Origin of the sequence: Allochromatium humboldtianum (genome assembly GCF_013385175.1) — a bacterium.
GTDB lineage: Bacteria > Pseudomonadota > Gammaproteobacteria > Chromatiales > Chromatiaceae > Thermochromatium > Thermochromatium humboldtianum.
The window spans coordinates 1-24057 of record NZ_JABZEO010000002.1 but is presented as its reverse complement, the minus strand read 5'-3'; the positions used below and the strand labels follow the sequence as shown (position 1 = coordinate 24057).

Sequence of the window (24057 nt, the reverse complement as noted above, 5' to 3'; positions counted from 1 at the left end):
GGGGCTAGGATTTCCCGGTTCCGGAGACACGTTGCTCGACCCGGGCGCGGATGTCGGCCCAGAGATCGATCAGCCCCAGACTGATCAGCAACAGCACCATCTGCGGCATGAAAAAGACCAACAGCACATAGAGCGCGACCAGCCAGCCCTGATTGGCGTTGCGCAGCTCGCGGAGACGGTGGATCACGGCCAGCCCCTGCAGGAGCAGCAGCAGCCCCAGGACCGGCGCCAGATCCAGCCCCAGTCCCTTGGCCAGCAACCCCCAGGCCAGAAACAGCACAAACAGCGCGCCGACCAGCGAACCCACACGCAGCGCCTTGAACTCGGCGCCGAATCCGCCCGGATTGTAGAGCTGCGCCTGCCAGGCCCGCGCAAGGAAGAGACTGACGAGATACTGCAACACCAGGGCGGCGGCGAAGGCGCCGGTCATCCACTGGGCCAGACGCGCGAAGAGCACCTGACTGGCCTCGGCCTCGACCAGGCCATCGTTGAGCAGCGACTGACGCAGGGGCTCGATGAGTTCGCGCCAGTAGAGCGCGGGATCACCCACGGTCAGATGCACGACCAGCACCACCACGAGTCCGCCCAGGGCGGCGAGCTGTGCGGTCAGATTCAGCGAGCGCGTGGCGCGCAGAATGGTCGCCAGCCCCCAGATCGGCACCCAGAGCACCAGCAGGATCCCGAGTCCGACCCAGGGATTCCCGAGCGCCGGCCAGGCGATGAGGCCGCTGGCCAGCGTCGAGCTACCCAGCAACAGCATCCCCGGACGGGCGCCCTGACGCAGCGTCACCAGGCCGACCGCCGCCGAGCTGATCACGCCGACGAAGGGGATCAGCAGCGACAACAGACCCGCGACCGTCGTCACTAGGGTCGCCGGCGAGTAGCCACGCATGATGAAGTTCGCAAGCGGCTTCATCGCCGATGGGACTCCTGACTGGACGCGCGTGCCGGCTCAGCGTCGAACGACGCTCAGTGGCCGTCGGTGTAGGGCAGCAGCGCCAGATAACGGGCGCGCTTGATGGCCTGTGCGAGCTGGCGCTGGTACTTGGCCGAGGTTCCGGTGATGCGGCTCGGGACGATCTTGCCGGATTCGCTGATGTAGGCCTTCAGCAGGTTGAGATCCTTGTAATCGATCTCGGTGATGCCTTCGGCGGTGAAGCGGCAGTAGCGCTTGCGGCGGAAGAAGCGTGACATGGTGTTCTCCTGGAGTCAGAGACGCGCGTCTGAGGCGGGGCGCTCAGTCGTCGCTGTTGTCGTTGTCGTCGTCGTTGCTGTCGGAGTCGTTGTCCGAGCTCTCGGCGCGCTCGCGCTCTTCGCTGCCCTTGGCCAGCGGCGAAGCCTCGGTGACGGCCGCATCGCGCTGGATGATGAGATTGCGCAGCACGACGTCGTTGAACCGGAAGGCGTTGGCCAGCTCGTCGATCGCTTCCTGATCGCACTCGACGTTCATCAGCACATAGTGGGCCTTGTGGATCTTGTTGATCGGATAGGCGAGCGGACGACGCCCCCAGTCCTCACAGCGATGCACCACACCGCCCCGCTTCTCCAGGCCACCCTGATAGCGCTCGATCATGCCGGGCACCTGCTCGCTCTGGCTCGGATGAACCAGGAAAACCACTTCGTAATGTCGCATTGCGGCTCCTTACGGATTGAACAGCCTCCCGCGCGGCGCGGTGAGGCAAGGAGACCCCGAAATTCGGGGAATCGCGCATCATACTGGAAAGCGACCTGATGTCAAAACGATGATTTTGCGCCCTTTCACGGCGTCCGCCGCTTGCCCCGGACGCTGGCCTGGATCAAACTGGCCGTCTAAAATTTTAGCAATTCAGAATATAGGGGGACATCGAAATGGGCACCGTGCAAGACTTCGAATCACTGCGTCGCTCCAGTCTGAGCGCCAATCTCAGCGACGAACAGGTCCAGGCCCTGACTGGAATCGCCTGCTGCCGCCGGCTCGCCGATCAGGAGATCCTGATCCGGGAGGGCAACATCGACAACAGCCTGCATGTGATCACCGAGGGTGCACTTGCGGTCACGCGCGACATGGGCAAGGGGGAGTACACCACCATCCATGTGCTGCGCACCGGCGATCTGGCCGGTGAGATGGGCTTCATCAGCGGCCAGCCGCACACGGCCACGCTGCGCTCGCTCGGACGCACCCAGGTCTGTAGCTTCGAGCGCGAGGCGTTCGAGTCATTGCTGATCGAGCATCCCTGGCTCGTCTATCGTGTGATGCAGAACATCGTCAAGGTCAGTCAGGACATCCTGCGCCGCATGAACGCCCAGCATGTCGAGCTGACCAAGTATGTCAGCAGTTCGCACGCGCTCTTTTGAACGGAACGTTTGAGCCTGATCGAGCGTCTGAACGTCTCGACATGGCTGTGGGGCCGGAGTGCGGATCGTCATCACGCCCCAGGGCGAAGGTGGCTATAATCGCGTCTGGTTGCACCCGTCGCCATCGTCGTCCGAAATCTCGAATCCGTCCAATCCCTTAAGGAGTGAAGAACGCATGAGTATGCTGCAGAACCTGCCCAAGAACGTCGGCCCCATGGACCGCAACATCCGTCTGGCGGCCGCGGGCGTGCTGATCCTCGCCGGTCTCATGACCGGCAACGTCATCCTGGACATCCTGGGCCTGATCGTGCTGGCCACCGGCGCCGTCAGCTTCTGCCCGGCCTATACGCTGCTCAAGATCGACACGAACAAGAAGGACTGATCCTGACGGCGGCCGTCGGCCCGGTGCCGGCGGCAGACCGCCGATCCCGCCATGGACGGCGATCACAGCCATCGCTCCCCCGTTTACCCGCCCGCCAGCAGTGCTTCATACCGCGCCTTGAAGGCTTGCTGACGCAGGCGCCCAGCTTCCTGCTCGGTCGGCGCCAGCGGCGCATCCATCCAGGTTCCAGTGTCGTGGTCGAAGATCGAGAAGCGGTAGCCGCGTCCGACCTTGAAGACCTGGGTCACGTCGCGTCCGGCCTGCTCCATCGCCTCCAGTTTGCTCAGACCCGCGCCGGCTGCTCTTGACGTGGCGGGCGAGGTCGTCGGTGCTGTTTGGGTCTGGCGTCCCATCTCGAAGCGCGTGTTCTGGATCTCGCCCTGGAGGTCCGGCTCGATCAGGCCCAGCCCCGGCAGACGATCCAGGAGATAGCCGGCCATGAGGGTTCCGAGCTTGAGGTTGTCGGTCTCGATCGCCGTCAGCAGACGGTCGGCGACGATCTGGGCGCGCTGGATCCGGTCGGGTGCCTCGACCCAGTCACGGCCCATCTGCCAACCGCCGTCCATGTCGCGGTCGATCTGGTCGAAGTAATCGCGCGCCTCGGCCAGGAGCCCGTCCGGCACGTTGATTTCATGGGCCTGGTCGTCGATGATGACTTTCAAAATCACCGGTATCCTCCTCAATAGTTCGCTTGGTTTAGAGTGTCGAAAATTTCACACAAGGAGCTATCCATGAGCCACTTTCAGGAAAGAGGACTGGAAATCAGGGCGCAAGCCAAGTATCTGGTTCTTGAGTTCATGCACACCTCCAGCAGTTGCCAACCTGGAAACGAGGGCATGCGACTCTCCGCCATCTTCCGGGCTTGCGGCTTTGACTGGGGAACCTATCCAAAAGCCACATCCACCCATCAGCAATATTGGGTGGTCGCGCTCATGCGAGAACTCGAAGCCGAAGGACAGGTTGAGCAGATTGCGGCTTCGGGGCCGTGGCGACTGCGCTGAATCAGCCCAGGCCACTGCCCCGATACGGCGCCCCCTTGCACCATGCTAGACTTGAACCAGTTCGACCCGACCCATTTTCCCCAATCTCCGACCAATCGGCATGGATATGACCAGGCAGAAGACCTACCTCGTGATCTCGGCGCTGGGTGAAGACCACCCAGGCATCGTCAACCAGCTCTCCAAGGTCATCCTCGACCAGGGCTGCAACATCGAGGACAGCCGCATGACCGTCCTCGGCGGCGAGTTCGCGGCCATGCTGCTGGTCGAGGGCAAGTGGAACACCCTGGCCAAGATCGAGAACGCGCTTCCCGAAGTGGAACGCCAGCTCGGCATGACCATCATCTGCAAGCGCACCGGCGAGCGCGCCACCGGACGCAACCTGCTGCCCTATGCCATCGACGTGGTCTCGCTGGACCACCCCGGCATCGTCAACAACCTCGCCGGATTCTTCGCCGAACGCGACATCAACATCGAGGATCTCTCAACCAGCACCTATGCCGCCGCCCACACGGGCACGCCCATGTTCGCGGTGCACATGACGGTCGGCATCCCGGCCGATCTCCATATCGCGGCGCTGCGCGAGGATTTCATGGACTACTGCGACGCGCTCAACCTCGACGCCGTGCTCGAACCGCTCAAGGGCTGAGCCGCGCGCCGGGCGGGCGCCCTCCTCCACTGCTCCCAACCAGAGGCGGAACATCATGATCAAACGCGAAAACGACAAGCCCTGTCTGTTCGTGCTCGACACCAACGTCCTGATGCACGATCCGACCTCGCTGTTCCGCTTCCAGGAGCATGACGTCTTCATTCCGATGGTGGTGCTGGAGGAGCTCGACCGCACCAAGAAGGGCTTGTCGGAAGTCGCGCGCAACGTGCGTCAGGTCAGCCGCTTCCTCGATCAGCTCATGTGCGATGCCGACAAGGCCGAGATCGACGCCGGTCTGCCGCTCGGGCCGGAGGCGGTGGGGGGCGGCATCACGCAATCGGCCGGCGGCCGGCTGTTCTTCCAGACCGAGCCGCTCGACATCCATCTGCCCGAATCCTTACCCGGCGCCACCCCCGACAACACCATCCTCGGCATCGCCTTGGCCCTGCGCGAGAAGCATCCCGAGCGTCAGGTCATCATCGTCTCCAAGGACATCAACCTGCGCATCAAGGCCGCCGTGCTCGGTCTCCAGGCCGAGGACTATTCCAACGACCAGGTGCTCGACGACGCCAACCTGCTCTATACCGGGCTGGAGGTGCTGGCCGACGACTTCTGGGAGCGGCACGAAAAATCGGTCGACGCCTGGAAGGAACAGGGCCGCACCTTCTACCGCATCTCCGGTCCGGACATCGCCGACTGGTATCCGGCCCAATGCCTCGCCTTCGGCGATGACGGCGAGTTCGAGGCCATGGTGCGCGACAAGCCGAGCCCCAACGAAGCCATCGTCGAGCTGGTCGAGGACTATCGTCTGCCGCGTCACAACGTCTGGGGCATCAACGCGCGCAATCGCGAGCAGAACTTCGCGCTCAACATGCTGATGAACCCCGATCTGGACTTTGTCACCCTGCTCGGCACGGCGGGCACCGGCAAGACCCTGCTGGCGCTCGCCGCCGGGTTGGTCCAGGTGTTGGAGCGCAATCTCTATCGCGAGATCATCATGACCCGCGTCACGGTCCCGGTCGGCGAGGACATCGGTTTCCTGCCCGGCACCGAGGAGGAGAAGATGACGCCCTGGATGGGCGCGCTCATGGACAACCTGGAAGTGCTGACCCGCCCCGAGAGCGGCGGCAGCTGGGGACACGCAGCGACCCAGGATCTGGTGCGCAACCGCATCCGCATCTCCTCGCTCAACTTCATGCGCGGGCGCACCTTCCTCAACAAATACATCATCTTGGACGAAGCCCAGAACCTCACCGCCAAGCAGATGAAGACGCTCGTCACCCGCGCCGGGCCGGGCACCAAGTTCGTCTGTCTCGGCAACATCGGCCAGATCGACACGCCCTATCTGACCGAGACCACCTCGGGACTGACCTATGTGGTCGACCGCTTCAAGCACTGGCCGCACAGCGGGCACATCACGCTCATGCGCGGCGAGCGCTCGCGTCTGGCCGATTTCGCCTCGCAGGAACTGTGAAGCGTCGGATGGCCGCTAGTTCACGACCAGGACCGGATCGCCGATCCTGAGCCGCTCGAACAGAAAGCGCGCGTCCTTCTCCCCGACCCGGACACAGCCATGCGAGTCCGGGTAGCCGGGGAGCCAGCCTTCATGCAGGAAATAATGGCCGTAGAACTGGATCGAATACGGCATCCAGGCCTGCATCCCGAGCTGATTGGTGTAACGCGATGAAACCTTGTGCTCATCCTTGCTGAGCACCTTGAAGCGGCCGGTCGGCGTCGGATTGCCCGGCTTGCCCGATGAGATGGGGCCGGAGCGGACCACGGACTCGTCTTCCTTGTATTCGAAGGCTTGATCACCGAGCGAGATCGTCAGCGAGCGGCGTTTGGCGGCGTCGGCGTCTGCGGTCAATGTATCCGTTGTGGGTTCGGTCGGCGCGGGCAGCGGCTCGGAGGCGACAGGTTCAGCGGGCCTGGCCGGCGCCGCCTCGATCTCGTCCGACTCGGCGTTGCTCTGTACGTCCGTCGTTACCGGTAGAGCAATGAACCCCAGACCCACATCGGCAGGCGGCCCCTCGTCATACTCGCCGATCCGCCACTCAGTCTCGCGCGGTTCTGGCTCCGAGAGCGTTTCTTTGGGTGTATGGGCGCAGCCGACGAGCGACAGGGCCGCGAGGAATGACAGAAGGGGTGCGGACTGTACAGGCATGGCGTCAAGGCTCTCCGCTCGCCCCGCCGGGATCGACGGGTCTCTAGAGAGAGCATAGACAGCCTGTTCAAAAAAGTCGAAGCGCGCGGCTGGTCCTGACGGCGACTGAACGCCATGCCTGCGCCGATATTTCACACCTGCGTCACCAAAACCCGCCCCATTCCCGGCGCCAGATCGAACTCGAAGGGCGTGGGCAGGAAATCCATCGCCCATTCCAGCGAGACGTCGCGCAGCGGTCCGGGTGAACGGATGTAGTGGTAGAGGTTCTCGACCCTGAGATACTGACGGTTCCAGGGATCCTTGTTGAGCGCGATCAGCGCCTCACCTTGCCCCTTGGGGTGCGACTTGTGCAGCAGCAGGATGGCTGGATTGGAGCATTCTAGACACTCGATCGGCCCCTCGCTCTGAAACACCGGATAGCGATCCTTGATCTGGTTGATCTGGGCGATCTCGTGAGTCAGATCGACGTTGATCCCCTCCCATTGATCCGGCTGAGTGTTGACCACGTCGAGCCGGCTGCTGAAACCGTATTCGAAGCCGATCGGGATCATGACTCCGGTCGAGAACAGCGCGGCGAACAGATAGCGCTGGCGCAGGGCATTGGGATTCTGGCCCGACTCCAGGAACAGCCGCTCGGTGTCGTGACTCTCGGGGAAGCTGATCGAGGGTACGACCTGGCGCGTCAGGTCGTACTGTTCCAACAACCAACTCCCCTCGAAATCCCACCACTTGGAGCTGTTGAAGATGGCATCGAAGCCGGCGCCCGCCGTCGAGCGCGTCTGCTCGGGCGAGCAGCCGAGCGTCTCGGCGACGAAGACGAGGTCCGGATCGGCCTTGCGCGCGCGCGTGATCAGGCGCTTCCAGAGCTCGGTCGGGAGCTGATAGGCCGCGTCACAGCGAAACCCCTTGAACCCGAGATCGGCCAGATGGGCGATGACGCGATGCAGGAAGTCTTCCAGTCCCTTGCGGTCCGACGAATGCTCGTGATCGAACTGCGCCAGGTCGTACCAGACGACCTTGGCGCCATCGGCCTCGACGCAGAAGGGATTGGCGATGCGGCCGCCTTCGCGCACGAACCACTCGGGATGCTCCTTGACCAGCGCCGAATCGACGGCGCAGTGGTTGATGACCAGATCGATCATCACCGACAGGCCCAGCCGTTCGGCCTCGGCGATCATGGCGCGCACCTGGGCATCGGCGTCGAGCTTGGAACGCCGGTCGACGAAATCCGGGTTGATGGCGAAATAGTCGGCGACCGAGTAGAGACTGCCCGAGCGCCCGGTCTTCTGGATCGGATTGACGAACACCCAGTCGAAGCCCATGGCCGCCGCCCGCTCCAGATGCGGCGTCCACTCACCGAAACGGCCCGCGAGCCGTGGAAATATGTTGTAGATCTTCATTGAACCACGCCCGGAATACGCTGATCGTTTTGGTGTAGGTGCGGCTTCAGCCGCATTGGCCAAACTGGATGCAGGCTCAGGCATCGCGGATGTAATCGTAGATGTTGAGATAGTCCTGACCGGGCTGGTTCCAGGAATAATCGCAACGCATGGCGTTCTTCATCAGCTCGCGGAAGTGTTCGGGGAAGGCGTTGTAGCAGTCGATGGCGCGCCCGAGCGCCGACTCCAGACCGCGATGGTCGTAGTCGTTGAAGACATAGCCGTTGCGCTCGTGCAGCGGGCGGTTGGAGTGATCCTTGTCGAACACGGTGTCGGCCAGTCCGCCGACGGCGCGCACCACCGGGATGGTGCCGTAGCGCAGTGAGATGAGCTGGGTCAGCCCGCAGGGCTCGAAGCGGCTCGGCACCAGCATCATGTCGGCCCCGGCATAGATCAGGTGCGACAGATCCTCGTCGAAGCCGATCTCCAGATGGCAGTCGGGACTGTCGTTGAGCATGCGCTTGAGCCCCCAGAAATCGGCGTTGATCCGATCGTCGGGGCTGGAGCCGAGCAGCACGAACTGGGCGCCGCGCTCCAGGGTGTTGAAGATGGCGTGACGCACCAGTTCCAGCCCCTTCTGCGGATCGAGCCGGCCGATGAAGGCGACGATCGCCTTCTCGTTGTCGGCCAGCATCAGACGATGACGCAGAGCGCGCTTGTTGTCGTACTTGCGATCCAGGCTGTCGATGCCGTACCGGACCGGGATGTGGTGGTCGACCTCGGGGTTCCAGACGTCGTAGTCGATGCCGTTGACCACGCCGCCGTACTTGATGTGGTGGGTGTGCAGCACCGGCTCCAGGCCGAAGCCCTGCCCCTGATCCTTGGTCTCGAAGGCATAGCGCGGCGAGACGGTGGTGACGAAGTTGGAATAGACGATGCCGCCCTTGAGCAGATTGAGCGCGTTGGGGTGACGCGGGTCGCCGAGCCGGGTGTGCGAGAGGAAGTGCTCGGGTCGATGCAGGCCTGTGGCACGCAGCAGCTCGGCGCCGGTGATGCCCTGGTGGGCGAAATTGTGGATGGTGGTGCAGACGCGCGGATGGGTCATGCCGAGCGCCTGATACTGCTCGAACAGATGCACGGGCACCAGCGCCGTCTGCCAGTCGTGACAGTGGATGATGTCGGGATGCTTGCCCGCTTTCCACAGGAACTCGATGGCCGCGCGCGAGAAGAAGGCGTAGCGCATCACATCGTCGTGGAAGCCGTAGATGCTGTGACGATTGAAGAAGTTGTCGGCCGAGTGCGGCTCGATGAAGAAGCACTTGCGCCCGTGCACGAAGCCGAAGAAGACCGTGCAGTGGATGGCCCCTTCGTACCAGGGCACCCAGAGATCCTTGTAGACCTCGTGCAGCTCGAAGATCTGGTCGTAGCGCATCGAGGCGTACTTGGGCAGGATGATCTCGACATGGTTGCCGCGAATGGCCAGCTCGCGGGTCAGGCCGAAGACCACGTCCGCCAGTCCGCCGACCTTGGCCACGGTCGCCAGCTCGGGGGTGATGTGGACGATGTAGAGGCTCGGACGCCAGACCGGCGGCGCGGCCGGCTCCCACTGCGGCTCGGGGGCGTACCAGGGTTCCTCGTGCTCGACGTGGGATTCGGGTTCGGGCGTCGAGTCGAACGTCGGCATGAGTGCGTGCGTGGGTGCATGGCCGAGTTCTGAGAAGGGGCGCGGCTCCGGCTTGGTGATGTGCTCGGACTCGCTCTCCGCGCCGACCGGCACGGTTGGAAGCGAGGTAACGGCCTCCGGTGGCTCCGGCAAGGACGACGGTTCCCCCCGAGTCTCCACGGCAGTCGGTGTCGTCGCCTCCTGCACCGTCGCTTCAGCCGCAACGACTGGCGCTGGCGGCGTCTTGGAGTCGGACACCTTGGAAGCCTTGCGAGCGGCCGTCTTCTTGATGACTGGAGGCTTGGGGACGTCGGCTCGGGCGGCATCCGATGACGGCTGAACGGCGCTGACGGCCGTTTCGGTCGGTGCGGGTTCAGGCGTCTTCTTGCTCGACATCCTGGTCTTGGCGGTGCTCGTGGTCTGCGACTTGGGGGTGCCAGTGCTCTTCTTGGCCATGCGCTCGATTCCTACGGCTTGGTCGGTCATGGATTGACGCGAATGTGGACCGGCTCATTCTGCCACGAAGGGCCGGCCAGGATCGTGAATTGTCGGCCCGATGGGCGCGAGTCGGCGTGATGGATCGACCGCCGAAGCCGATCCATCACGCCAGGCGTCAGACTCGCTGACCGCGCGTATGGAAGGTCACGTTCCAGCGCTCGTCGCCGCCATCGACGGGGATGGCGGTCAGTTCCAGGGTACCGACCTCGGTCACAGCCGCCTGGAGCCGCACCGCGACCACCTCGCCCTTCTTGCGATCTTCCGCGCCGAGCGTGGTCTGGATCTCGTCGAGCTCGGCCAGCTCGTCCTCGTGCCAGTCTTCGAGCAGGTCGCCGACCTGATCCTCGCGCCGCACGCTGGAGCCGAAGAAGCGGAAGCGCACCGGCTCGCCGACCACCAGACCGAATTCCTGCGGCGGCGCGACCGGCTCCGAGCCTTCTTCCAGACCGAAGGGCACCAGACAGAGCGCCTGGATCTCCGGCTCCATGCCGGGCACGGCGGGCATGGCGCTCTCGACCCCGACATAGTAGGTGTGCGAGGTGCCGCCCCGGATGCGCACCCCGCCATGCCGGCGCGCATGGGCATAGAAGGCCGCGCCTCGGGCCACGGCCAGATCCAGATCGCGCGCTTCCAGCCGGCGCGCGGGCGGCGCGTCCTCGGCGGCGAGCCAGCCGTTGAGCACCTCCATCACCCGCTCCTGCAACAGCCCGGCCTTGAAGACGCCGCCGTTGAACAGCACCGCCGTCGGGCGCAGGAAGCTCGCTTCTGGCGACTGCGCGACGAAGCCGGCCAGATCCTGGGTCGCGCCCGCCTGACGTCCGAGGAAAGCCGCCAAATGGCGGGTGATGGCCGGATCCTGCGCATAGGGCAGACCGACCTTGGTCAGCGCGCCGCGCGAGCGGGTCGTCGGACGGCTGCCCGACTCGACCGCCGGGAAGAAACCCTCGATCAGACTGGTTCGCACCTCGTCGCGCGTCAGCTCGGTGCGGATGCTGCCGCCGATCAGCTTCGACCCACGGCTCGGCACCACCACGGGCACGCGCTCCAGCTCGGTATCGGCGAGCAGCGTTTCCTTGGCCTGACGGCAGGCATGAGTGAGCGCCTGCAACTGCCAGCGATCCAGTTCCACACCGCCTTGAGCGAGCTTGTGACGCAGCACATAAGCGAGCGCCAGATCCATGTTGTCGCCGCCGAGCAGGATGTGCTCGCCGACGGCGACCCGGTTGAGTTCGAGCGCGCCCTCGTGCTCGGTCACGGCGATCAGCGACAGATCCGTGGTGCCGCCACCGACGTCGACCACCAGGATGATGTCGCCGACCTGGACCTGTTGACGCCATTCGCCCTGGCTGTCGTTGACCCAGCTATAGAGCGCCGCCTGCGGCTCTTCCAGCAGCACCAGATGCTTGATGCCGATCGCCTTGGCCGCTTCGGCGGTCAGCTCGCGCGCGGCCGGGTCGAAGGAGGCCGGCACCGTGACCGTGACTTCCAGCCGGTCGAGCGGCTCATAGGGATTTGCGCCGTTCCAGGCGTTGCGCAGATGGGCCAGATAGTGGATGGTCGCGTCGAAGGGCGAGATCTGCGGGATCTCGTCGGGCACGCCGGGCGGCAGGATCGGCGCCTGACGGTCGATGTCGGGATGACAGAGCCAGCTCTTGGCGCTGGAGACCAGCCGGATCGGGGTCATTACGCCCTGATTGCGCGCCAGTTCGCCGACGATCCGGGTCGGGTCGGACTGCCAGGGCAGGCCCAGATCGTTCTGTCTGAACTCATCGGCGTGCGGCAGATAGAGAAAGGACGGTAGCAGCGGGCGCGACTCGACCGCGCCGGGCGAGACCAACTGCGGAACCGGCAGCATGTCCTGGACGATGCGCTCGCCCTCACTGCGCTCCGAGTCGACCCAGGACAGAGCGCAATGGGTGGTGCCAAGATCGATGCCGATGGCGTAACGCGAACCGCTCACAGCTCCACCTCCGCCGCCGCGATGATGCGTGGATCATGGCCGCTGGTGAGCTTGGGCAGACGGGTCTCGGTCACGCGCCAGCCGCGATGGGCGAGCGTGCCGCTGAAGGGCGGCTCGCCGACCAGATTGCCGGTCGGGCGGATGGCGGCGGCGTCGAATCCAGGCTCCAGAGTCACGCGACTGCCCTCGGGCTCGTCGCGCACCGGGGCGAGGCTCAGATAGTCCCGCAGCACCTTGCGACAGCCCTGATGCACCACGCGCGCTCCGCGCCCGATCTCTTCGTCCGAATAGCCCTGGATCTCCTCTTGCAGGAAGTCGACCAGACGCCCCTCCTTTTGCAGCAGGCCGAGCAGCAGCAGGGCCGAATCGGGCGCGGCTTCACCGAGCGGCACGGTGGCGGGTGCGGCCGGACGTGCCGCCGGATGCACGGGTGTCGCAGTGGCGAGCGCCGAAATCGCACGCGCGAACTCGGGATCTTTCAGCGCGCGACGCAGACTGCCAAAGGCGATGGAGACCCGCCGAAAGAAGGACGGCGCCGATGATGACATGGGAGGTTCCTCGATAAAGAGACGGATGAACGGGATTCAACAGGGAACGAGCCAATTACTCGATGGCCAAACGCCTCCAGCCCGACGCCGAATGACTCAGCGCCTCGCCCACGCCGTCGCGCCATTCGGCCAGCACCAGACGCTGGGCGGCACGTCCATCGACCTCGTGCACATGATCGGCCGGGCGATGCGTGTGACCATGGATCAACCGCGTTGCACCATGACGCCGGAGCGTGTCGACGACAGCCTGCTGGTTGACGTCCATGATGGTCGCGGTCTTTTCGGCATTGGCCTCGGCGCTGCGGCGACGGTAATCGGCGGCGATGGCGCGACGGCTGGCGAGCGATTTCCAGAGAAAGAGCCGCTTGACCAGCGGATGGCGCACCCGGCGCCGAAAACGCTGATAGGCCAGATCATCGGTGCAGAGCCGGTCGCCGTGCATCAACAGGGTCGGCTCGCCGTCGATCCGGATCAGACATGGATCGGGCAGCAACCGGCAGCCGGTCTCGCGCAGAAAGGCGCGCCCGATGAGGAAGTCGCGATTGCCGTGCAGGATGGCGCACTCGGCGCCCGCCGCCGTCAGCTCGCGCAACGCCGACCGCACCGCCCGATGCAGCGGAGCATCGTCGTCATCGCCGATCCAGGCATCGAACAGATCGCCCAGGATATAGAGCCGTCGTGCCGCGCGCGCCCGTCCGGCGAGAAAACGCAGAAAACAGTCCAGCGTCGCCGGCTGATCGGGCGTCAGATGCAGATCGGAGATGAACAGCGATTCGCCGTCGTCGTGGGATACGGACATGGTGAGCGATGGCGTGGCGGTCAGCGCGCTGGGACGATCCGCCAATCAGTCCTCCGGCAGCTCCAGCCAGCCTTGCAGCGCCGCGATCAGCCCCTGAGCCTGGGCGCGGCTGGAGATGTTGAATTTGGACTGCTGACGATACTCGCCGTTGCGTTTCTGATAGCGCCGGATGGTGTAGCGGTCCGGGCTATAGACCTCCTTGGCGCGGTCCCATTCGCGATAGCGGAAGAGAATGGTGGTCCAGCTTCCCTTCGACAGAACCACCTTGTCGAGTTCCTTGACGGTTTCGATCCCGTCCTCGACATAGGTGACGGTCAGGTCTTCGATCTTTTCGGCCATGCGACATTACTCGTGTGTTCAGTGTATTTCAGTGTGATTCGGTTCGATCGGCCTGGAGCGCCCCGTTGCGTCGCAGCAACTCGACGATCTTGGCCCGGTCGTCGCGCCGCTCGCCGGTCTGCGCGAGTGCCAGATCCAGCGGCTGCCGTCCCTGCCCATCGGGCCGGTTGACATCCGCTCCCAGCAGGATCAGACGTGCGACCGTCTCCAGATGCCCGCGCGCGATCGCCCGCGTCAGTGCGGTATCGCCGTTCGGGTCGACGCGGTTCAGCTCGGCCCCCTGGCGCAACAGCAACTCGAAGCTGTCGCGATCCGAGATCCCCGCGCCCGCCAGTTCCAGCAGCAGGGCCTGAGGCTCCAGCGGCACGCCATGCGCGATCAAGGCTTTGGCCACCTGGGTCTTGCCCGTCAGCAGGGCCGTCTGCAAGGGCGTCGCACCCGCCGCGTCGTGCACGGATGGATCGGACCCCGCCTCCAGCAGAGCACGGGTGATGTTGACACTGCCCTGACGCGCGGCCACATGCAGCGGATAATCGCCCAGCGCGTCCGGCTGATCGAAGTCGGTGTCCCAGTAGACGTGACGCTTGACCTGATCCAGGTCGCCGATAGCGACGGCCCGATGGAGATTCACGGTCGGTCGTGCCGGCTCGCTACAGGCGACGAGCAGAAACACGGACAGACAGAGCAGCACGAGCACTGGACGGGACATGACGGCGAACGACGCAGCGGATCCAATCGATGCCTGGGATCTTAAACCGCGTCCGGCGTGAAAACCACCGGGGGCTTGCTTGGGCGATCAATGCTCGAAGAACAGGTTGCGGAATCCCGCGCGATTCTGCATCCGATAGACCGTGAAGTCCGAATCCACACTGGCGACCGTGGTGATACGCAACCGTTCACAGAGCGCCACAAGCGAGGCATCGGCAAAATCGGCGGGGAGATCGCTGTATTTTTCAAGCAGGGCGCGGATACGCGGGAGATCCGCTACGGTGTCGGTATCGATGACCAGGGCGGATTCAGCCCAGAACAGAAAGTCCCTCTGAGCCTGGAGCGAAAAATCGAGCATGTAAACGACTTCGGTCATCACCGCCAGATTGGTCACTAATCGAGCGTACCGACACTCGCGCACAAAGACGACCGCCTCGTCGTGAAACCGATCCGAGCCATCGAAGAGCGCGATCAGAGGGCCGCTGTCAACGACGATGCTTGGCATGGAGACGCTCGCGCAACAGTTCCTTGCGCCGCCGGCTGCGATCCTGCTCGCCGCTGGAATAGCGGCCAAACAGCGACTCACCGAGTTGATAGGGCGAGGCGTTTTCGTCGGTCTGGGCAAGCTTCTCGCGAATAGCCGTACGCACGAAGTCGGACAGGGCCAAGCCATCGTGTTCCAGGCGTTGTCGCAGTGCCGTTTCCGTTTCGTGATCGAGTCGAATCGAAATCGTCATCGTCGATTGCATCCTGTATGACAGCAGTGTATGACATCAATCTAGCCGATCTGCCGTTGCGCGTCGATCAGCAGTTGTGCGATCACCCGTCAGACGGCTAGAGTTCGCGCATGATCGGAAAGCTACTCCTCACACTGGCCGTTTTACTCGGCGCCTATGGCGTGCTGCGGGTGCGTTGGCGGGCCAATCGCATCGAACCCGGCACCGTGCCTGGGTTGGATCGGTCGCAAGGGTCGGATTCCTCCTGGCAGACGATGCGTCTGGCCGCCTCGCTGCTGATCGCAATCATGGCCGTGGGCAGCGCGCTCTATCTGGCCCAGGGCTGGTTCGAGGATCAGGAGGTCGTGCAGGTCCAGGTCATCAATGCCAATACCGGCCGGATCACGCTCTACGAATCCAGGCGCGGCTCGGTCGAGGGGCGGCAGTTTCAGACGCTCGACGGACGCACGATCCGGCTGGCCGATGTGGAGCGGATGATCATCCTGCCGGCTGAACCGGAACTCGACCCAAGCCGTGAGCCGTCGCGATAGGCCGTCGCCTCGCGTCCCCGGCCTCAGTAGATCGCGCCGCCCGCCCGGGCATAGTCCCGCAGAATCTGCGCCGACTCGGCGCGCAACAGATCCCGCGTCACCTCGATGCCGCGCTGCGCATAACCCGCGATCCAGTCCGCCGGTTTGTGACCTTCGTCGAAGCCGATCGCGCGCACGTCGCTGTCACGCGCACCGATGACCACGCGCTCGATTCCGGACCAGGGAATGGCCCCCATGCACATGGCACAGGGTTCGGCGCTGGTGAAGAGCACACAGCCGCCCGGAACGGCTTGACGCAGATCGAAGTGCCCGAGTCGCTGCTGGGCGATGCCGATGGCGACCATCTCGGCATGGGCGATCGAACAGCCGGAACTGACCACCCGATTGACGCCAGCGGCGATCAGGCGACCGCTCCGGCGCTCGAAGATGGCCGCCGAGAAGGGACCGTCCGCACCATTACGAATATTTTCGCGCGCCAGATCCAGCACCAGCGCCATGCGTCCGGTGTCGTCGAGATCGCCTGTCTCGCGCGCAGCGAGCACTGTGTCGATCCAAGCCGGCAATTCGATCCGAATCGCGTTTCGCTGTTCCATATTTCTCCACCGTCGAGTGTTGCGGTCAGTACAGGCCGAGGGCCGACCATCCTTCGGCGCGCCTTGTATCCGAGGATTTCAGTTCCATGTTAGAGCGCAGCCGTTCACGCAGATCGGCGGCGGGCGTGGTTCGATCGCGGTTTCCCTGAACACGCCCCACCCTGCCGGTCGAGTATGTTCAACATCGACCTTTGAATCTGGAGGCTGTGATGCGCGACTCGATTCTCTCCATCGCTCTGACCGGAGCGCTCGTCCTGGGCGCCTCGCCGGTCCTGGCCGACTGGACCCTCGACCCCGAACGCTCGGCCGTGACCTATGTCACCATCAAGTCAACGAACATCCCCGAGAACAACCATTTCAAGGAGATGCGCGGACAGATCGACGCAACCGGCCAGGTGGTCGTGACCCTGATGCTCGACAGTGTCGAGACTCTGGTGCCGATTCGCAACGAGCGGATGCGCGAGATTCTGTTCGACACCGCCAATTACAAGGACGCCGAACTCAAGGCGCGCATCGATCCCAAGGCTCTGGAGTCGCTCCCCGTCGGCCAGATCCAGCGTATGGCCGCCGAGGGTCAACTGACTCTGCATGGCCAGAGTCAGACACTGACCCTATCGATGATGGTCGGCCGGCTCGACGCCGATACCCTGATGGTGGCGGGCGCCGAGCCGCTGCTGATCGAGGCCTCCAAGTTCGGGTTGAGTGAAAGTGTCGAGAAACTGCGCGCGATCGCGGGACTGCCGAGCATCAGCGAGGCGGTGCCCGTGGTGTTCGTCGTCACCTTCACCCAGACCGCGAACGATTGACCCCACCGTGTTACGGAGGGTCAAACCATCCAGGTCGAGCACAGATGGATTCCTGAAGATGCCCAAGAGGCGTGCTAATCGACGCTGAGCGAGGCCATGTCGATGACGATGCGATGCGCGAAGTCACCCTGTGCCAAGTGCTCGAAAGCGTCGTTGATCTCGTCCATCTTGATCATTTGGCATTCCGGGTAGATCTGATGCTCGGCACAGAAATCCAGCACCTCCTGAGTCTCGGCGATGCCGCCGATCAGTGAACCGGCCACGCGACGACGACCGAAGACCAGCGGCATGGTCATGGGCTCTTCCATCGGACCGATCTGACCGACGATCACCAGTGTGCCATCGACGTCCAGCAGCGGCACATAGAGGTTCAGGTCGTGTTTCACGGGCACGGTATCGATGATGAGGTCGAACGTGTTGGCGGCGGCCTGCATGGCCGCCTGGTCGGTGGAGGCGAGAAGGCCTCGGGCGCCGCTGGCCTTGGCTTCCGCCTCCTTTTTCTTCGAGCGGCTGATCACGGTGACCTCCGCCCCCATCGCCGCCGCGAGCTTGACGGCCATGTGGCCGAGTCCGCCGAGCCCGATGACGCCGACGCGCGTCCCTTCGCCGACGTTCCAGGTGCGAAGCGGTGAGAAGGTGGTGATGCCGGCGCACAGGATCGGCGCGGACCTGGAGAGATCGAGGCTGTCGGGGATGCGCAGCACGAACTCCTCGCGTACCACGATGTGCTTGGAATAGCCGCCCTGGGTGATCTCGCCGCTGAGGCGATCCGGGGCGCCGTAGGTCGGCGTCATGCCGTTACGGCAGTACTGCTCTTCATGGTTATGGCATTGATCGCACTCCTGACAGCTGTCGACCATGCAGCCGACCGCCACGCGATCGCCTTCTTTGTACCCTTTGACCTCCGGCCCCACGGCGCTGACGACGCCGACGATCTCATGGCCCGGCACCACCGGATAGGGCTGCGGCCCCCAATCGCCGTTCACGGTATGCAGGTCGGAGTGACAGACGCCGCAGTACCGGATGTCGATGGCGACATCGTTCGGGCGCAGCTCCCGGCGCTCGAAGTGATAGGGAACGAGCTTCGCGTCGGCCGAATGGGCCGCGTAGCCAATGGTTTTCATCGTATCTAGCCTATTTCGTCAGTGGGTTGGGAGTGGGTTGCCGGTCTTCGCCGGGCGGAGCGCCGTTCCGCTACGACGCCAAGAATTATCTGGTCACCTCAGTCACCATGCCTGTTCAGATGCCCCGAGGAGCCATTGCTCGGCTCAATATCGACATTGAGATGGGGCGCCTGAGCGAGCCGATCAACGGGATGGGCCGGTAGACCGAGATGAGCCGGGCGCGTGCTTGGCTTTTCAGCGCGGCGCAGCTTGAATATAGTTAGCTAGCTAACTATATTACTTGCACGCCTCTGCTCGGTATCCTTCCCATGAACCATTCCCGCCAGATCCAGGAACGAACCCTCACCGCCCGCCTGCTGCGCGTCGCGCGCCTCTACCGCAAGGCGGCCGACCGCGCTTTAGCGGCTTATGGACTCTCCGAGGCCCAGGCCGTACCCGTGCTGCACATCGCCCGTTGCGGCGGTGGCGTGCGCCAGCATCATCTGGCCGAGGAGATCGGCATCCAAGGCCCCTCGCTGGTGCGCCTGCTCGATCAGCTCTGTGCGCAGGGGCTGGTCGAGCGGCGCGACGACCAACAGGACCGGCGCGCCAAGACGCTGCACCTGACGGCTACGGGCGAGGCGCTCGCGGCGCGGGTCGAGACAGTTCTACAGACCTGGCGCGGACAGCTCCTGGCCCCGCTCTCCGATGAGGCGCTGAACGGCGTCCTCAGCGGACTGGGGGCATTGGAGTCGGGTCTGGAGGCGCTCGACAAGGAGACGGCCAACTGAGATGACGCAAGCCACCCGCGACCGTCTCCACTTTGCGCTCGCCAGCTTCGCGGCGGCCATGCTCGCCCTCTACATCAGTCTGGCGATCGGTTTGCCGAAGCCCTACTGGGCGGTCATCACGGTCTATATCGTGAGCCACCCCATCGCCGGTGCGGTGCGCTCCAAGGCCATCTATCGGCTGCTGGGGACAGGACTCGGCGCCGCGGCGCCGGTCGTGCTGGTGCCCCATTTGGTGAACGCACCAGCCCTGCTCTCGCTGGCGCTGGCACTGTGGGTGGGCGTCTGTCTGGCGGTGGCGGTGCTCGACCGCTCTCCGCGCAGCTACATCCTGATGCTGGCCGGCTATACCGCCGCCATCATCGGCTTCCCGGGCGTGCTCCAGCCTGCGGCGATCTTCGACGTGGCACTCGCCCGCGCCCAGGAGATCGGCCTCGGGATCGTCTGTGCCACCCTGGTGCACAGCCTCTGGTTTCCGCGTCCCGTCGGCACGGTGGTGCGCGCACGACTCGACGCCTGGCTGACGGAGGCCGACCAGTGGGCGCTGGATCTGCTGCGCGGCGGGAGCGCGGAAACCCTCGAGCGCGACCGTAGCCGGCTCGCCGGAGCAGCGAGCGAAATCCGCCAGCTTGCGACCCATCTGCCCTATGACACCTCGCGCCTGCGCGAGACCACCGCCGTGGTGCAGGCGCTGCAAGAGCGCCTCCTGCGGTTGATCCCGCTCTTGGCCAGTCTCTCCGACCGTCTGGCCGCCCTGCGGGCACTGCGCGGCGCGCCGGATGCCGAAACGACGGCGGCGCTGGCGGAGGTCGCCGACTGGGTCGCCAGTCCCGGGATGGACCCACAGCCCCTCTTGCAGCGTCTGCGACAACAGGCCGCCTGCGTCGACCGCCGCGACTGGACCGGACTCCACCAACTGAGCCTGCTGTCACGGCTGCTGGATCTGGTCGAGACGCTGGATGAGTCGCGGCAGCTCCTCGCTCATCTGCATGCGCCCGAGCGAGCGCTCCCGTCGCCTCTCGCCAAAGCGGTCGCCCGCGCCGAGGAGCGACCGCTGCACCGCGACCCTGGTCTGGCCTGGCGCTCGGGCGGGGCGGCGACACTCTCCATCCTGATCTGTTGCGCCCTATGGATTCTCGGCGGCTGGTCGGCGGGAGACGGCGCCGCCGTCCTCGCTGCGGTCCTCTGCTGCCTCTTTGCGACCATGGACGACCCGGCGCCGGCCATGCGGGCCTTCGGGATCAGCCTGCTGCTGGCCGTGCCCCTGGCTGCCGTCTACCTGTTCGTGCTGCTGCCGCGCGTCCACGACTTCGTGCCGCTGGCGCTCGTCCTCGCCCCGACCCTGGTCGGACTCGGGATGCTCATGGTGTCGCCCCAGCACGCCCTGCTCTCCCTGTCGGTGAACATCAACTTCATCAACAGCCTGGCGCTCCAGGACCGGCTGACCTGGACCTTCGCGGATTTTCTCAACGTCAATCTGGCGCCCTTCGTCGGGCTGCTGGTCGCGCTCTCCGTGACGCGCGGACTGCGTTCCATGGGTGTGGAGACCAGCGCCCGACGGCTGCTGCGCCAGACATGGGACGCCCTGGCCCGTCTGGCTGAGGGCCGGGGTGAGCGCGAACCGCTCGCCTTCGCCTCGCGCATGACCGACCGGCTGGGACTGCTGGCCCCGAAGCTCGCCGCCAGCAAAGACCCGGCGCTGGCCGGTGTGAGCATCCTGAGCGAGCTGCGGGCGGGGATGGATCTGGTCGCGCTGCGCGGGCTTCGCGCTCGCCTGTCTGCGCGGAACGACAGCACGCTCGAGCCGCTGTTGCAGGCGCTCGCCGCCCACTATCGTGCACGCGCCGACAGGCAGCGCGGCCCGGACGCCGAGGCCGACTTGCTTCCGCTGCTCGATCGGACGATCTACCGCCTGGGGACGAATCCCGCCGAGACGGACGCCCGCGAGGTCAGCGCCCTCCTTGGGCTGCGGCGCAGCCTCTTTCCAGACACACCCGTACCCATGACGACCCAGGAAGCCAGGACATGAGCGGCGAAACCAACCTCTTCGGCGTCTATCTGCACGCCTTTCTGGTCACCGCCGTCCTGGCGTTCGTCCTGACGCTCGTGGTGCATCGTCTTCTGGTCTGGCTGAAGGTCTATCGCCACGTCTGGCATCCGGCCCTGTTCGAGACGGCGGTGTTCGTCATCTGCTGGGCACTGGTGCTCAATCTGCCGGAGTACGCACGCTCATGAACGACCGATCCATCAAGACCGCCGTGGCGAAGATCCTCCGCCCCGTGCTCACACTCACGCTGGTCGGCGTTGCCGCCGTGGCGGGATGGCGGGTGTGGGTCTACTACCAGGTCGAGCCCTGGACCCCGGAGGGACGGGTGCGCGCCGACATCATCGAGGTCGCTCCTGATGTGTCGGGAATCGTCACCGAGGTGGCGGTGGACGATCATCAGTCCGTCAAGCGCGGGCAGCCGCTCTTTCGCATCGATCAGGCGCGCTATGTGCTCGCTCTGCGTCAGGCCGAGGCGGTGCTCGCCGCCAAGCGCGCCACCCTGGCCCAGACCCAGCGCGATGCGCAGCGCAATCAGGCGATGGGCGAGCTGGTCGCCAAGGAGGTCCGCGAGCAATGGCAGTCCAAGGTGGAGCTGGCCGAGGCCGAGGTTGCACAGGCCCTGGTCGCGCGCGATCTGGCCTCACTCGATCTCGAGCGCACCCTGGTCGTCGCGCCCGCTGATGGCATTCTCTCGGATCTGATGCTACAGGTCGGTGATGCCGTCACCGTAGGAAAGCCTGTTTTGGCTCTCATCGAAGCCGACTCCTTCCGGGTCGAGGGCTATTTCGAGGAGACCAAGCTGCACGACATCCGCGTCGGCCAGTCTGCCCTGGTCAAGCTGATGGGTGAGGAGCAGGTCATCAGCGGCCATGTGCAGAGCATCGCCTCCGGCATCGAGGACCGCGATCGGGTGACGAGCGCCAATTTGCTGCCCAATGTGACGCCGACCGTCAGTTGGGTGCGTCTGGCCCAAAGGGTTCCCGTGCGGGTGACTCTGGATTCAGTCCCGCCGGACATCCGTTTGATCGTCGGCCGCACTGCTACTGTGACCATTCTGTCTGGGGTCGATACAGACTGAGACCCTGCCATTCCGCTCGCTGGGAACCTCTAGACCTCCACCTCTGGTACAACAGTCCTTGGAGATTTTGCATCCTATCAATGGGCTGACACAGCCGTACTCTATCCAACGGAAGTCGCCGCCAGCATGCCAATTCGATGGCGTCCCCGTCTTCTAAGGTAACGGGGCCTGTTCGGATCTCTGTCGACGACTCGGGCAACGTCGAGTCGCCGGTTTCGCCATCGGTCGGCTAATATGTCGGCTATGTCGAGACGAGCGACGACACTTGGGGCTTCGCGATGAATCTCGACCTGAAGGATGAAACGGATCTGCCGCTGCGGGCGGCGCTGACTCGGGATGCCTTGCGGGCCAAGGGCATCATCGACTGAAAAGGGCGTTTCAGGGGCCGTTTGGTGAATGCCCTGGACGACCTGCCTCAGGTAGATTGGAACAGCTTCTCGGAACTCAAAGCTCGGAGCCTGACCACATGCCCTCACCGATGATCAACCCGGATTTCGCTCCGCTGCTGGAAACCCTCGGGCAGGGTGCCAGCAACTTCTTCCTCGCGGCTGGTCTCTACCACGCACACAAGGTTAGTTTCGCCGCCGCTGCGGCCCTCGCTGGCCTTGGTTATGAGGAATTCCACTATCAGCTCAAGGAGCATTTCGGTCATGGCTTCGTTATCACCGATGAAACGGTGCAGGAAGATCTGCGTCTCGTCGAAGAGCTCGTGGGGCAGCGCCCGTGAGACTTCATCGGCGGTAGGCTGAGTGCCACAGACACCTTTGGCGCATTGGCAGCATCAGGATATACTCTATTTGGTTGCGGTGATATCAAGGAGCAAATTCATGGCCCTCAACATACGCGACGCCGAAACCAATCAATTGGCCGAACGGTTGGCTTCACTTGTCGGTGAAGCCAAGGCAGCAGCGGTAGCTCAGGCGTTATGCGAACGTGCAGCAAGAGACACGGCGTGCCCACATCTGGCAGATCGCCTCGACGAGATTCATCCAGCATCATGGCCATCCTGCAATACGAGCTGGAGCGGAGGGTGTTCAACGAGGCCGCTGCCTGCAAACGACGCCTTTCCGCAACCACCTATGTAAAACTGTCCATCGCCATCGAAACACGCCCTGGCCCGGAAGGTATCCGCGATCCCGACTTGTTTCATCAAACATAAAGGCGCCCCCTTTTTCTAACCTAACCCCATGGAATCGACCATGATGAAGAAGCGCGCTTTGCTGGTCGGGGGCAACTAAATGGCGACCCCGATTTGTGACCCGAGCTTCATTGCCAAACGAGGAGTCTTTGTTATCATATGCCAAAGTTTAAATACTACAACGTCCAACTGCTGCCTCTCGATACGAATTCAACACAGAATATTGGCCCTGCTGGTTACAAATTGCTTCTTAACTCGATTTGGGATTCCGTGCGTTTGGCAATCAAAGCGAAGCACCTAGAGTCGATAGCCGCACCGTTGAGGAACGATATGTACCTCGTCCCCTTTCATGTTGCTGTCGGCGAAGATTATGCAATAGGGCAACTTCTTAAATTTAACCATATCGATGCATTGAGGGATCTATATACGGGTGATGAGCTACAAAAAATTGGACAGGGAGTGACCAACAAGAGGTTAACTTTTGATTTTGTTTTTGACTTTAAGCGTCATATTTTGGCTATTTCTAGAACCCCAGGACTTCCTAGCTCAAGGCCACTTGTTGAGGCGTTGGCATATTTGGTGGAAGCTCAAGCTGACGAAATCTTTCCACAACATACAGTTCGGGTTATAGAGCTGACAGAAAGCGAGTCGCTTGAAGAAGTATTAAGAGCTGATGGCTACAAACGGGTGGAAGTTACGGTCACTTTTTCAAACTCTGAAGAGACGGAAGAAGAATGGGAGAGACATCTTGAGCAAGATCTACGAGACAATAATGTTCATGATGTCGAACATATAGAACGTTCAGATAAGAATACA

At 63.7% G+C, this 24057-nt stretch carries 30 protein-coding genes and 2 pseudogenes; 16 read left to right on the top strand and 16 right to left on the bottom strand.

The features are described 5' to 3' along the window. Positions 1-4: 4 nt before the first annotated feature. The 3 genes from HW932_RS02625 to rpsF are packed head-to-tail and all read right to left on the bottom strand — an operon-like array spanning position 5 to position 1633. The gene (locus tag HW932_RS02625) at positions 5-916 is read right to left on the bottom strand and encodes a hypothetical protein (RefSeq protein WP_176974950.1); all 912 of its coding nucleotides are present in this window, start codon (positions 914-916) and stop codon (positions 5-7) included. Positions 917-969: 53 nt separating this feature from the next. Further along, on the bottom strand, positions 970-1194 hold the full coding sequence (gene rpsR, locus HW932_RS02620) for a 30S ribosomal protein S18 (protein WP_012971196.1): 225 nt from the start codon (positions 1192-1194) through the stop codon (positions 970-972). 43 nt (positions 1195-1237) lie between these two features. After that, positions 1238-1633 (bottom strand): 30S ribosomal protein S6, encoded by a 396-nt coding sequence (rpsF, locus tag HW932_RS02615; protein WP_176974949.1) that lies wholly within the window; start codon positions 1631-1633, stop codon positions 1238-1240. 215 nt (positions 1634-1848) lie between these two features. Between rpsF and HW932_RS02610 the strand changes: the two genes are divergently transcribed. Both HW932_RS02610 and HW932_RS02605 read left to right on the top strand, forming a co-directional pair. Next, positions 1849-2334: a cyclic nucleotide-binding domain-containing protein gene (locus HW932_RS02610; protein ID WP_176974948.1), complete on the top strand. Its 486-nt coding sequence runs from the start codon at positions 1849-1851 to the stop codon at positions 2332-2334. Positions 2335-2509: 175 nt separating this feature from the next. Beyond that, positions 2510-2716, top strand: a complete 207-nt coding sequence (locus HW932_RS02605) for a YgaP family membrane protein (protein WP_176974947.1) — start codon at positions 2510-2512, stop codon at positions 2714-2716. An 83-nt stretch (positions 2717-2799) separates the two neighbouring features. Here HW932_RS02605 and HW932_RS02600 read toward each other — a convergent pair whose 3' ends face one another. Next, positions 2800-3384 carry a hypothetical protein gene (locus HW932_RS02600; protein ID WP_176974946.1) on the bottom strand — a complete coding sequence of 195 codons (585 nt, stop codon included), beginning with the start codon at positions 3382-3384 and terminating at the stop codon, positions 2800-2802. A 63-nt stretch (positions 3385-3447) separates the two neighbouring features. On the opposite strand from HW932_RS02600, the gene HW932_RS02595 reads away from it, so the two are divergent. The 3 genes from HW932_RS02595 (at position 3448) to HW932_RS02585 (ending at position 5837) form a co-directional block, all read left to right on the top strand. Beyond that, the gene (locus HW932_RS02595; protein WP_176974945.1) at positions 3448-3717 is read left to right on the top strand and encodes a hypothetical protein; all 270 of its coding nucleotides are present in this window, start codon (positions 3448-3450) and stop codon (positions 3715-3717) included. A gap of 106 nt (positions 3718-3823) precedes the next feature. Beyond that, positions 3824-4363 (top strand): glycine cleavage system transcriptional repressor, encoded by a 540-nt coding sequence (locus HW932_RS02590; RefSeq protein ID WP_176975341.1) that lies wholly within the window; start codon positions 3824-3826, stop codon positions 4361-4363. 55 nt (positions 4364-4418) lie between these two features. Continuing rightward, on the top strand, positions 4419-5837 hold the full coding sequence (locus HW932_RS02585) for a PhoH family protein (protein ID WP_176974944.1): 1419 nt from the start codon (positions 4419-4421) through the stop codon (positions 5835-5837). A gap of 15 nt (positions 5838-5852) precedes the next feature. Here HW932_RS02585 and HW932_RS02580 read toward each other — a convergent pair whose 3' ends face one another. From HW932_RS02580 to HW932_RS02535, 10 genes are all read right to left on the bottom strand, one after another. Continuing rightward, positions 5853-6527: a L,D-transpeptidase gene (locus tag HW932_RS02580; protein WP_246296626.1), complete on the bottom strand. Its 675-nt coding sequence runs from the start codon at positions 6525-6527 to the stop codon at positions 5853-5855. 131 nt (positions 6528-6658) lie between these two features. Then, complete coding sequence (locus tag HW932_RS02575; protein ID WP_176974943.1) at positions 6659-7927, bottom strand: alpha-amylase family glycosyl hydrolase; 1269 nt, start codon at positions 7925-7927, stop codon at positions 6659-6661. Between the two features lie 76 nt (positions 7928-8003). Continuing rightward, positions 8004-10055 (bottom strand): glycogen synthase, encoded by a 2052-nt coding sequence (locus tag HW932_RS02570; protein ID WP_246296625.1) that lies wholly within the window; start codon positions 10053-10055, stop codon positions 8004-8006. A gap of 127 nt (positions 10056-10182) precedes the next feature. Continuing rightward, positions 10183-12027: an Hsp70 family protein gene (locus HW932_RS02565; RefSeq protein ID WP_176974942.1), complete on the bottom strand. Its 1845-nt coding sequence runs from the start codon at positions 12025-12027 to the stop codon at positions 10183-10185. Next, positions 12024-12575, bottom strand: a complete 552-nt coding sequence (locus HW932_RS02560; RefSeq protein WP_176974941.1) for a DUF2760 domain-containing protein — start codon at positions 12573-12575, stop codon at positions 12024-12026. Before HW932_RS02560 ends, HW932_RS02565 begins: the two co-directional genes overlap by 4 nt. A gap of 55 nt (positions 12576-12630) precedes the next feature. Next, positions 12631-13374, bottom strand: a complete 744-nt coding sequence (locus tag HW932_RS02555; protein ID WP_176975338.1) for a UDP-2,3-diacylglucosamine diphosphatase — start codon at positions 13372-13374, stop codon at positions 12631-12633. Between the two features lie 45 nt (positions 13375-13419). Then, positions 13420-13713: a hypothetical protein gene (locus HW932_RS02550; protein WP_012970680.1), complete on the bottom strand. Its 294-nt coding sequence runs from the start codon at positions 13711-13713 to the stop codon at positions 13420-13422. Between the two features lie 28 nt (positions 13714-13741). Next, positions 13742-14422: an ankyrin repeat domain-containing protein gene (locus HW932_RS02545; RefSeq protein ID WP_176974940.1), complete on the bottom strand. Its 681-nt coding sequence runs from the start codon at positions 14420-14422 to the stop codon at positions 13742-13744. Between the two features lie 87 nt (positions 14423-14509). Then, positions 14510-14926: a type II toxin-antitoxin system VapC family toxin gene (locus tag HW932_RS02540; protein ID WP_176974939.1), complete on the bottom strand. Its 417-nt coding sequence runs from the start codon at positions 14924-14926 to the stop codon at positions 14510-14512. Further along, positions 14907-15158 (bottom strand): CopG family transcriptional regulator, encoded by a 252-nt coding sequence (locus HW932_RS02535; protein WP_176974938.1) that lies wholly within the window; start codon positions 15156-15158, stop codon positions 14907-14909. Before HW932_RS02535 ends, HW932_RS02540 begins: the two co-directional genes overlap by 20 nt. Before the next feature lie 110 nt (positions 15159-15268). Between HW932_RS02535 and HW932_RS02530 the strand changes: the two genes are divergently transcribed. Beyond that, a complete protein-coding gene (locus tag HW932_RS02530) occupies positions 15269-15688 on the top strand; it encodes a hypothetical protein (protein WP_176974937.1) in 420 nt (139 codons plus the stop codon). Between the two features lie 23 nt (positions 15689-15711). Here HW932_RS02530 and HW932_RS02525 read toward each other — a convergent pair whose 3' ends face one another. Further along, the gene (locus tag HW932_RS02525) at positions 15712-16281 is read right to left on the bottom strand and encodes a nucleoside deaminase (protein WP_176974936.1); all 570 of its coding nucleotides are present in this window, start codon (positions 16279-16281) and stop codon (positions 15712-15714) included. A gap of 209 nt (positions 16282-16490) precedes the next feature. Here HW932_RS02525 and HW932_RS02520 point away from each other — a divergent pair, with 209 nt between their 5' ends. Continuing rightward, positions 16491-17087: a YceI family protein gene (locus HW932_RS02520; protein WP_176974935.1), complete on the top strand. Its 597-nt coding sequence runs from the start codon at positions 16491-16493 to the stop codon at positions 17085-17087. Positions 17088-17161: 74 nt separating this feature from the next. On the opposite strand, the gene HW932_RS02515 is transcribed toward HW932_RS02520, so the two are convergent. Beyond that, positions 17162-18211, bottom strand: coding sequence for an NAD(P)-dependent alcohol dehydrogenase (locus tag HW932_RS02515; protein ID WP_176974934.1), 1050 nt, complete (start codon positions 18209-18211; stop codon positions 17162-17164). 308 nt (positions 18212-18519) lie between these two features. Here HW932_RS02515 and HW932_RS02510 point away from each other — a divergent pair, with 308 nt between their 5' ends. The 9 genes and pseudogenes from HW932_RS02510 to HW932_RS02475 all read left to right on the top strand — a co-directional run. Then, entirely contained in the window at positions 18520-18981 is a 462-nt protein-coding gene (locus HW932_RS02510; protein ID WP_176974933.1) for a MarR family winged helix-turn-helix transcriptional regulator, read from the top strand. Between the two features lies 1 nt (position 18982). Next, positions 18983-21007 carry an FUSC family protein gene (locus tag HW932_RS02505; protein ID WP_176974932.1) on the top strand — a complete coding sequence of 675 codons (2025 nt, stop codon included), beginning with the start codon at positions 18983-18985 and terminating at the stop codon, positions 21005-21007. Beyond that, on the top strand, positions 21004-21213 hold the full coding sequence (locus HW932_RS02500) for a DUF1656 domain-containing protein (RefSeq protein WP_012970672.1): 210 nt from the start codon (positions 21004-21006) through the stop codon (positions 21211-21213). The genes HW932_RS02505 and HW932_RS02500 overlap by 4 nt, the downstream gene beginning before the upstream one ends. Continuing rightward, positions 21210-22103: an efflux RND transporter periplasmic adaptor subunit gene (locus HW932_RS02495; protein WP_176974931.1), complete on the top strand. Its 894-nt coding sequence runs from the start codon at positions 21210-21212 to the stop codon at positions 22101-22103. The genes HW932_RS02500 and HW932_RS02495 overlap by 4 nt, the downstream gene beginning before the upstream one ends. A gap of 215 nt (positions 22104-22318) precedes the next feature. Continuing rightward, a pseudogene (locus HW932_RS22085) lies at positions 22319-22471 on the top strand (class D beta-lactamase); the annotation flags it as partial. 98 nt (positions 22472-22569) lie between these two features. Then, positions 22570-22830 carry a UPF0175 family protein gene (locus HW932_RS02485; protein ID WP_176974930.1) on the top strand — a complete coding sequence of 87 codons (261 nt, stop codon included), beginning with the start codon at positions 22570-22572 and terminating at the stop codon, positions 22828-22830. 100 nt (positions 22831-22930) lie between these two features. Beyond that, a pseudogene (locus HW932_RS22150) lies at positions 22931-23077 on the top strand (type II toxin-antitoxin system VapB family antitoxin); the annotation flags it as partial. A gap of 23 nt (positions 23078-23100) precedes the next feature. Continuing rightward, a complete protein-coding gene (locus HW932_RS21745) occupies positions 23101-23262 on the top strand; it encodes a PIN domain-containing protein (protein WP_246296624.1) in 162 nt (53 codons plus the stop codon). A gap of 138 nt (positions 23263-23400) precedes the next feature. Beyond that, on the top strand, positions 23401-24057 hold a 657-nt coding region (locus tag HW932_RS02475; protein WP_176974928.1), incomplete at its 3' end, for a DUF4747 family protein.

Excerpts from the sequence above, each read along its gene's own strand:
- HW932_RS02625 (WP_176974950.1), bottom strand. The coding sequence starts at position 916 with ATGAAGCCGCTTGCGAACTTCATCATGCGTGGCTACTCGCCGGCGACC.
- rpsR (WP_012971196.1), bottom strand. The coding sequence starts at position 1,194 with ATGTCACGCTTCTTCCGCCGCAAGCGCTACTGCCGCTTCACCGCCGAA.
- rpsF (WP_176974949.1), bottom strand. The coding sequence starts at position 1,633 with ATGCGACATTACGAAGTGGTTTTCCTGGTTCATCCGAGCCAGAGCGAG.
- HW932_RS02610 (WP_176974948.1), top strand. The coding sequence starts at position 1,849 with ATGGGCACCGTGCAAGACTTCGAATCACTGCGTCGCTCCAGTCTGAGC.
- HW932_RS02605 (WP_176974947.1), top strand. The coding sequence starts at position 2,510 with ATGAGTATGCTGCAGAACCTGCCCAAGAACGTCGGCCCCATGGACCGC.
- HW932_RS02595 (WP_176974945.1), top strand. The coding sequence starts at position 3,448 with ATGAGCCACTTTCAGGAAAGAGGACTGGAAATCAGGGCGCAAGCCAAG.
- HW932_RS02590 (WP_176975341.1), top strand. The coding sequence starts at position 3,824 with ATGACCAGGCAGAAGACCTACCTCGTGATCTCGGCGCTGGGTGAAGAC.
- HW932_RS02585 (WP_176974944.1), top strand. The coding sequence starts at position 4,419 with ATGATCAAACGCGAAAACGACAAGCCCTGTCTGTTCGTGCTCGACACC.
- HW932_RS02580 (WP_246296626.1), bottom strand. The coding sequence starts at position 6,527 with ATGCCTGTACAGTCCGCACCCCTTCTGTCATTCCTCGCGGCCCTGTCG.
- HW932_RS02575 (WP_176974943.1), bottom strand. The coding sequence starts at position 7,927 with ATGAAGATCTACAACATATTTCCACGGCTCGCGGGCCGTTTCGGTGAG.
- HW932_RS02570 (WP_246296625.1), bottom strand. The coding sequence starts at position 10,055 with ATGACCGACCAAGCCGTAGGAATCGAGCGCATGGCCAAGAAGAGCACT.
- HW932_RS02560 (WP_176974941.1), bottom strand. The coding sequence starts at position 12,575 with ATGTCATCATCGGCGCCGTCCTTCTTTCGGCGGGTCTCCATCGCCTTT.
- HW932_RS02555 (WP_176975338.1), bottom strand. The coding sequence starts at position 13,374 with ATGTCCGTATCCCACGACGACGGCGAATCGCTGTTCATCTCCGATCTG.
- HW932_RS02550 (WP_012970680.1), bottom strand. The coding sequence starts at position 13,713 with ATGGCCGAAAAGATCGAAGACCTGACCGTCACCTATGTCGAGGACGGG.
- HW932_RS02545 (WP_176974940.1), bottom strand. The coding sequence starts at position 14,422 with ATGTCCCGTCCAGTGCTCGTGCTGCTCTGTCTGTCCGTGTTTCTGCTC.
- HW932_RS02540 (WP_176974939.1), bottom strand. The coding sequence starts at position 14,926 with ATGCCAAGCATCGTCGTTGACAGCGGCCCTCTGATCGCGCTCTTCGAT.
- HW932_RS02535 (WP_176974938.1), bottom strand. The coding sequence starts at position 15,158 with ATGACGATTTCGATTCGACTCGATCACGAAACGGAAACGGCACTGCGA.
- HW932_RS02530 (WP_176974937.1), top strand. The coding sequence starts at position 15,269 with ATGATCGGAAAGCTACTCCTCACACTGGCCGTTTTACTCGGCGCCTAT.
- HW932_RS02525 (WP_176974936.1), bottom strand. The coding sequence starts at position 16,281 with ATGGAACAGCGAAACGCGATTCGGATCGAATTGCCGGCTTGGATCGAC.
- HW932_RS02520 (WP_176974935.1), top strand. The coding sequence starts at position 16,491 with ATGCGCGACTCGATTCTCTCCATCGCTCTGACCGGAGCGCTCGTCCTG.
- HW932_RS02515 (WP_176974934.1), bottom strand. The coding sequence starts at position 18,211 with ATGAAAACCATTGGCTACGCGGCCCATTCGGCCGACGCGAAGCTCGTT.
- HW932_RS02510 (WP_176974933.1), top strand. The coding sequence starts at position 18,520 with ATGAACCATTCCCGCCAGATCCAGGAACGAACCCTCACCGCCCGCCTG.
- HW932_RS02505 (WP_176974932.1), top strand. The coding sequence starts at position 18,983 with ATGACGCAAGCCACCCGCGACCGTCTCCACTTTGCGCTCGCCAGCTTC.
- HW932_RS02500 (WP_012970672.1), top strand. The coding sequence starts at position 21,004 with ATGAGCGGCGAAACCAACCTCTTCGGCGTCTATCTGCACGCCTTTCTG.
- HW932_RS02495 (WP_176974931.1), top strand. The coding sequence starts at position 21,210 with ATGAACGACCGATCCATCAAGACCGCCGTGGCGAAGATCCTCCGCCCC.
- HW932_RS02485 (WP_176974930.1), top strand. The coding sequence starts at position 22,570 with ATGCCCTCACCGATGATCAACCCGGATTTCGCTCCGCTGCTGGAAACC.
- HW932_RS21745 (WP_246296624.1), top strand. The coding sequence starts at position 23,101 with ATGGCCATCCTGCAATACGAGCTGGAGCGGAGGGTGTTCAACGAGGCC.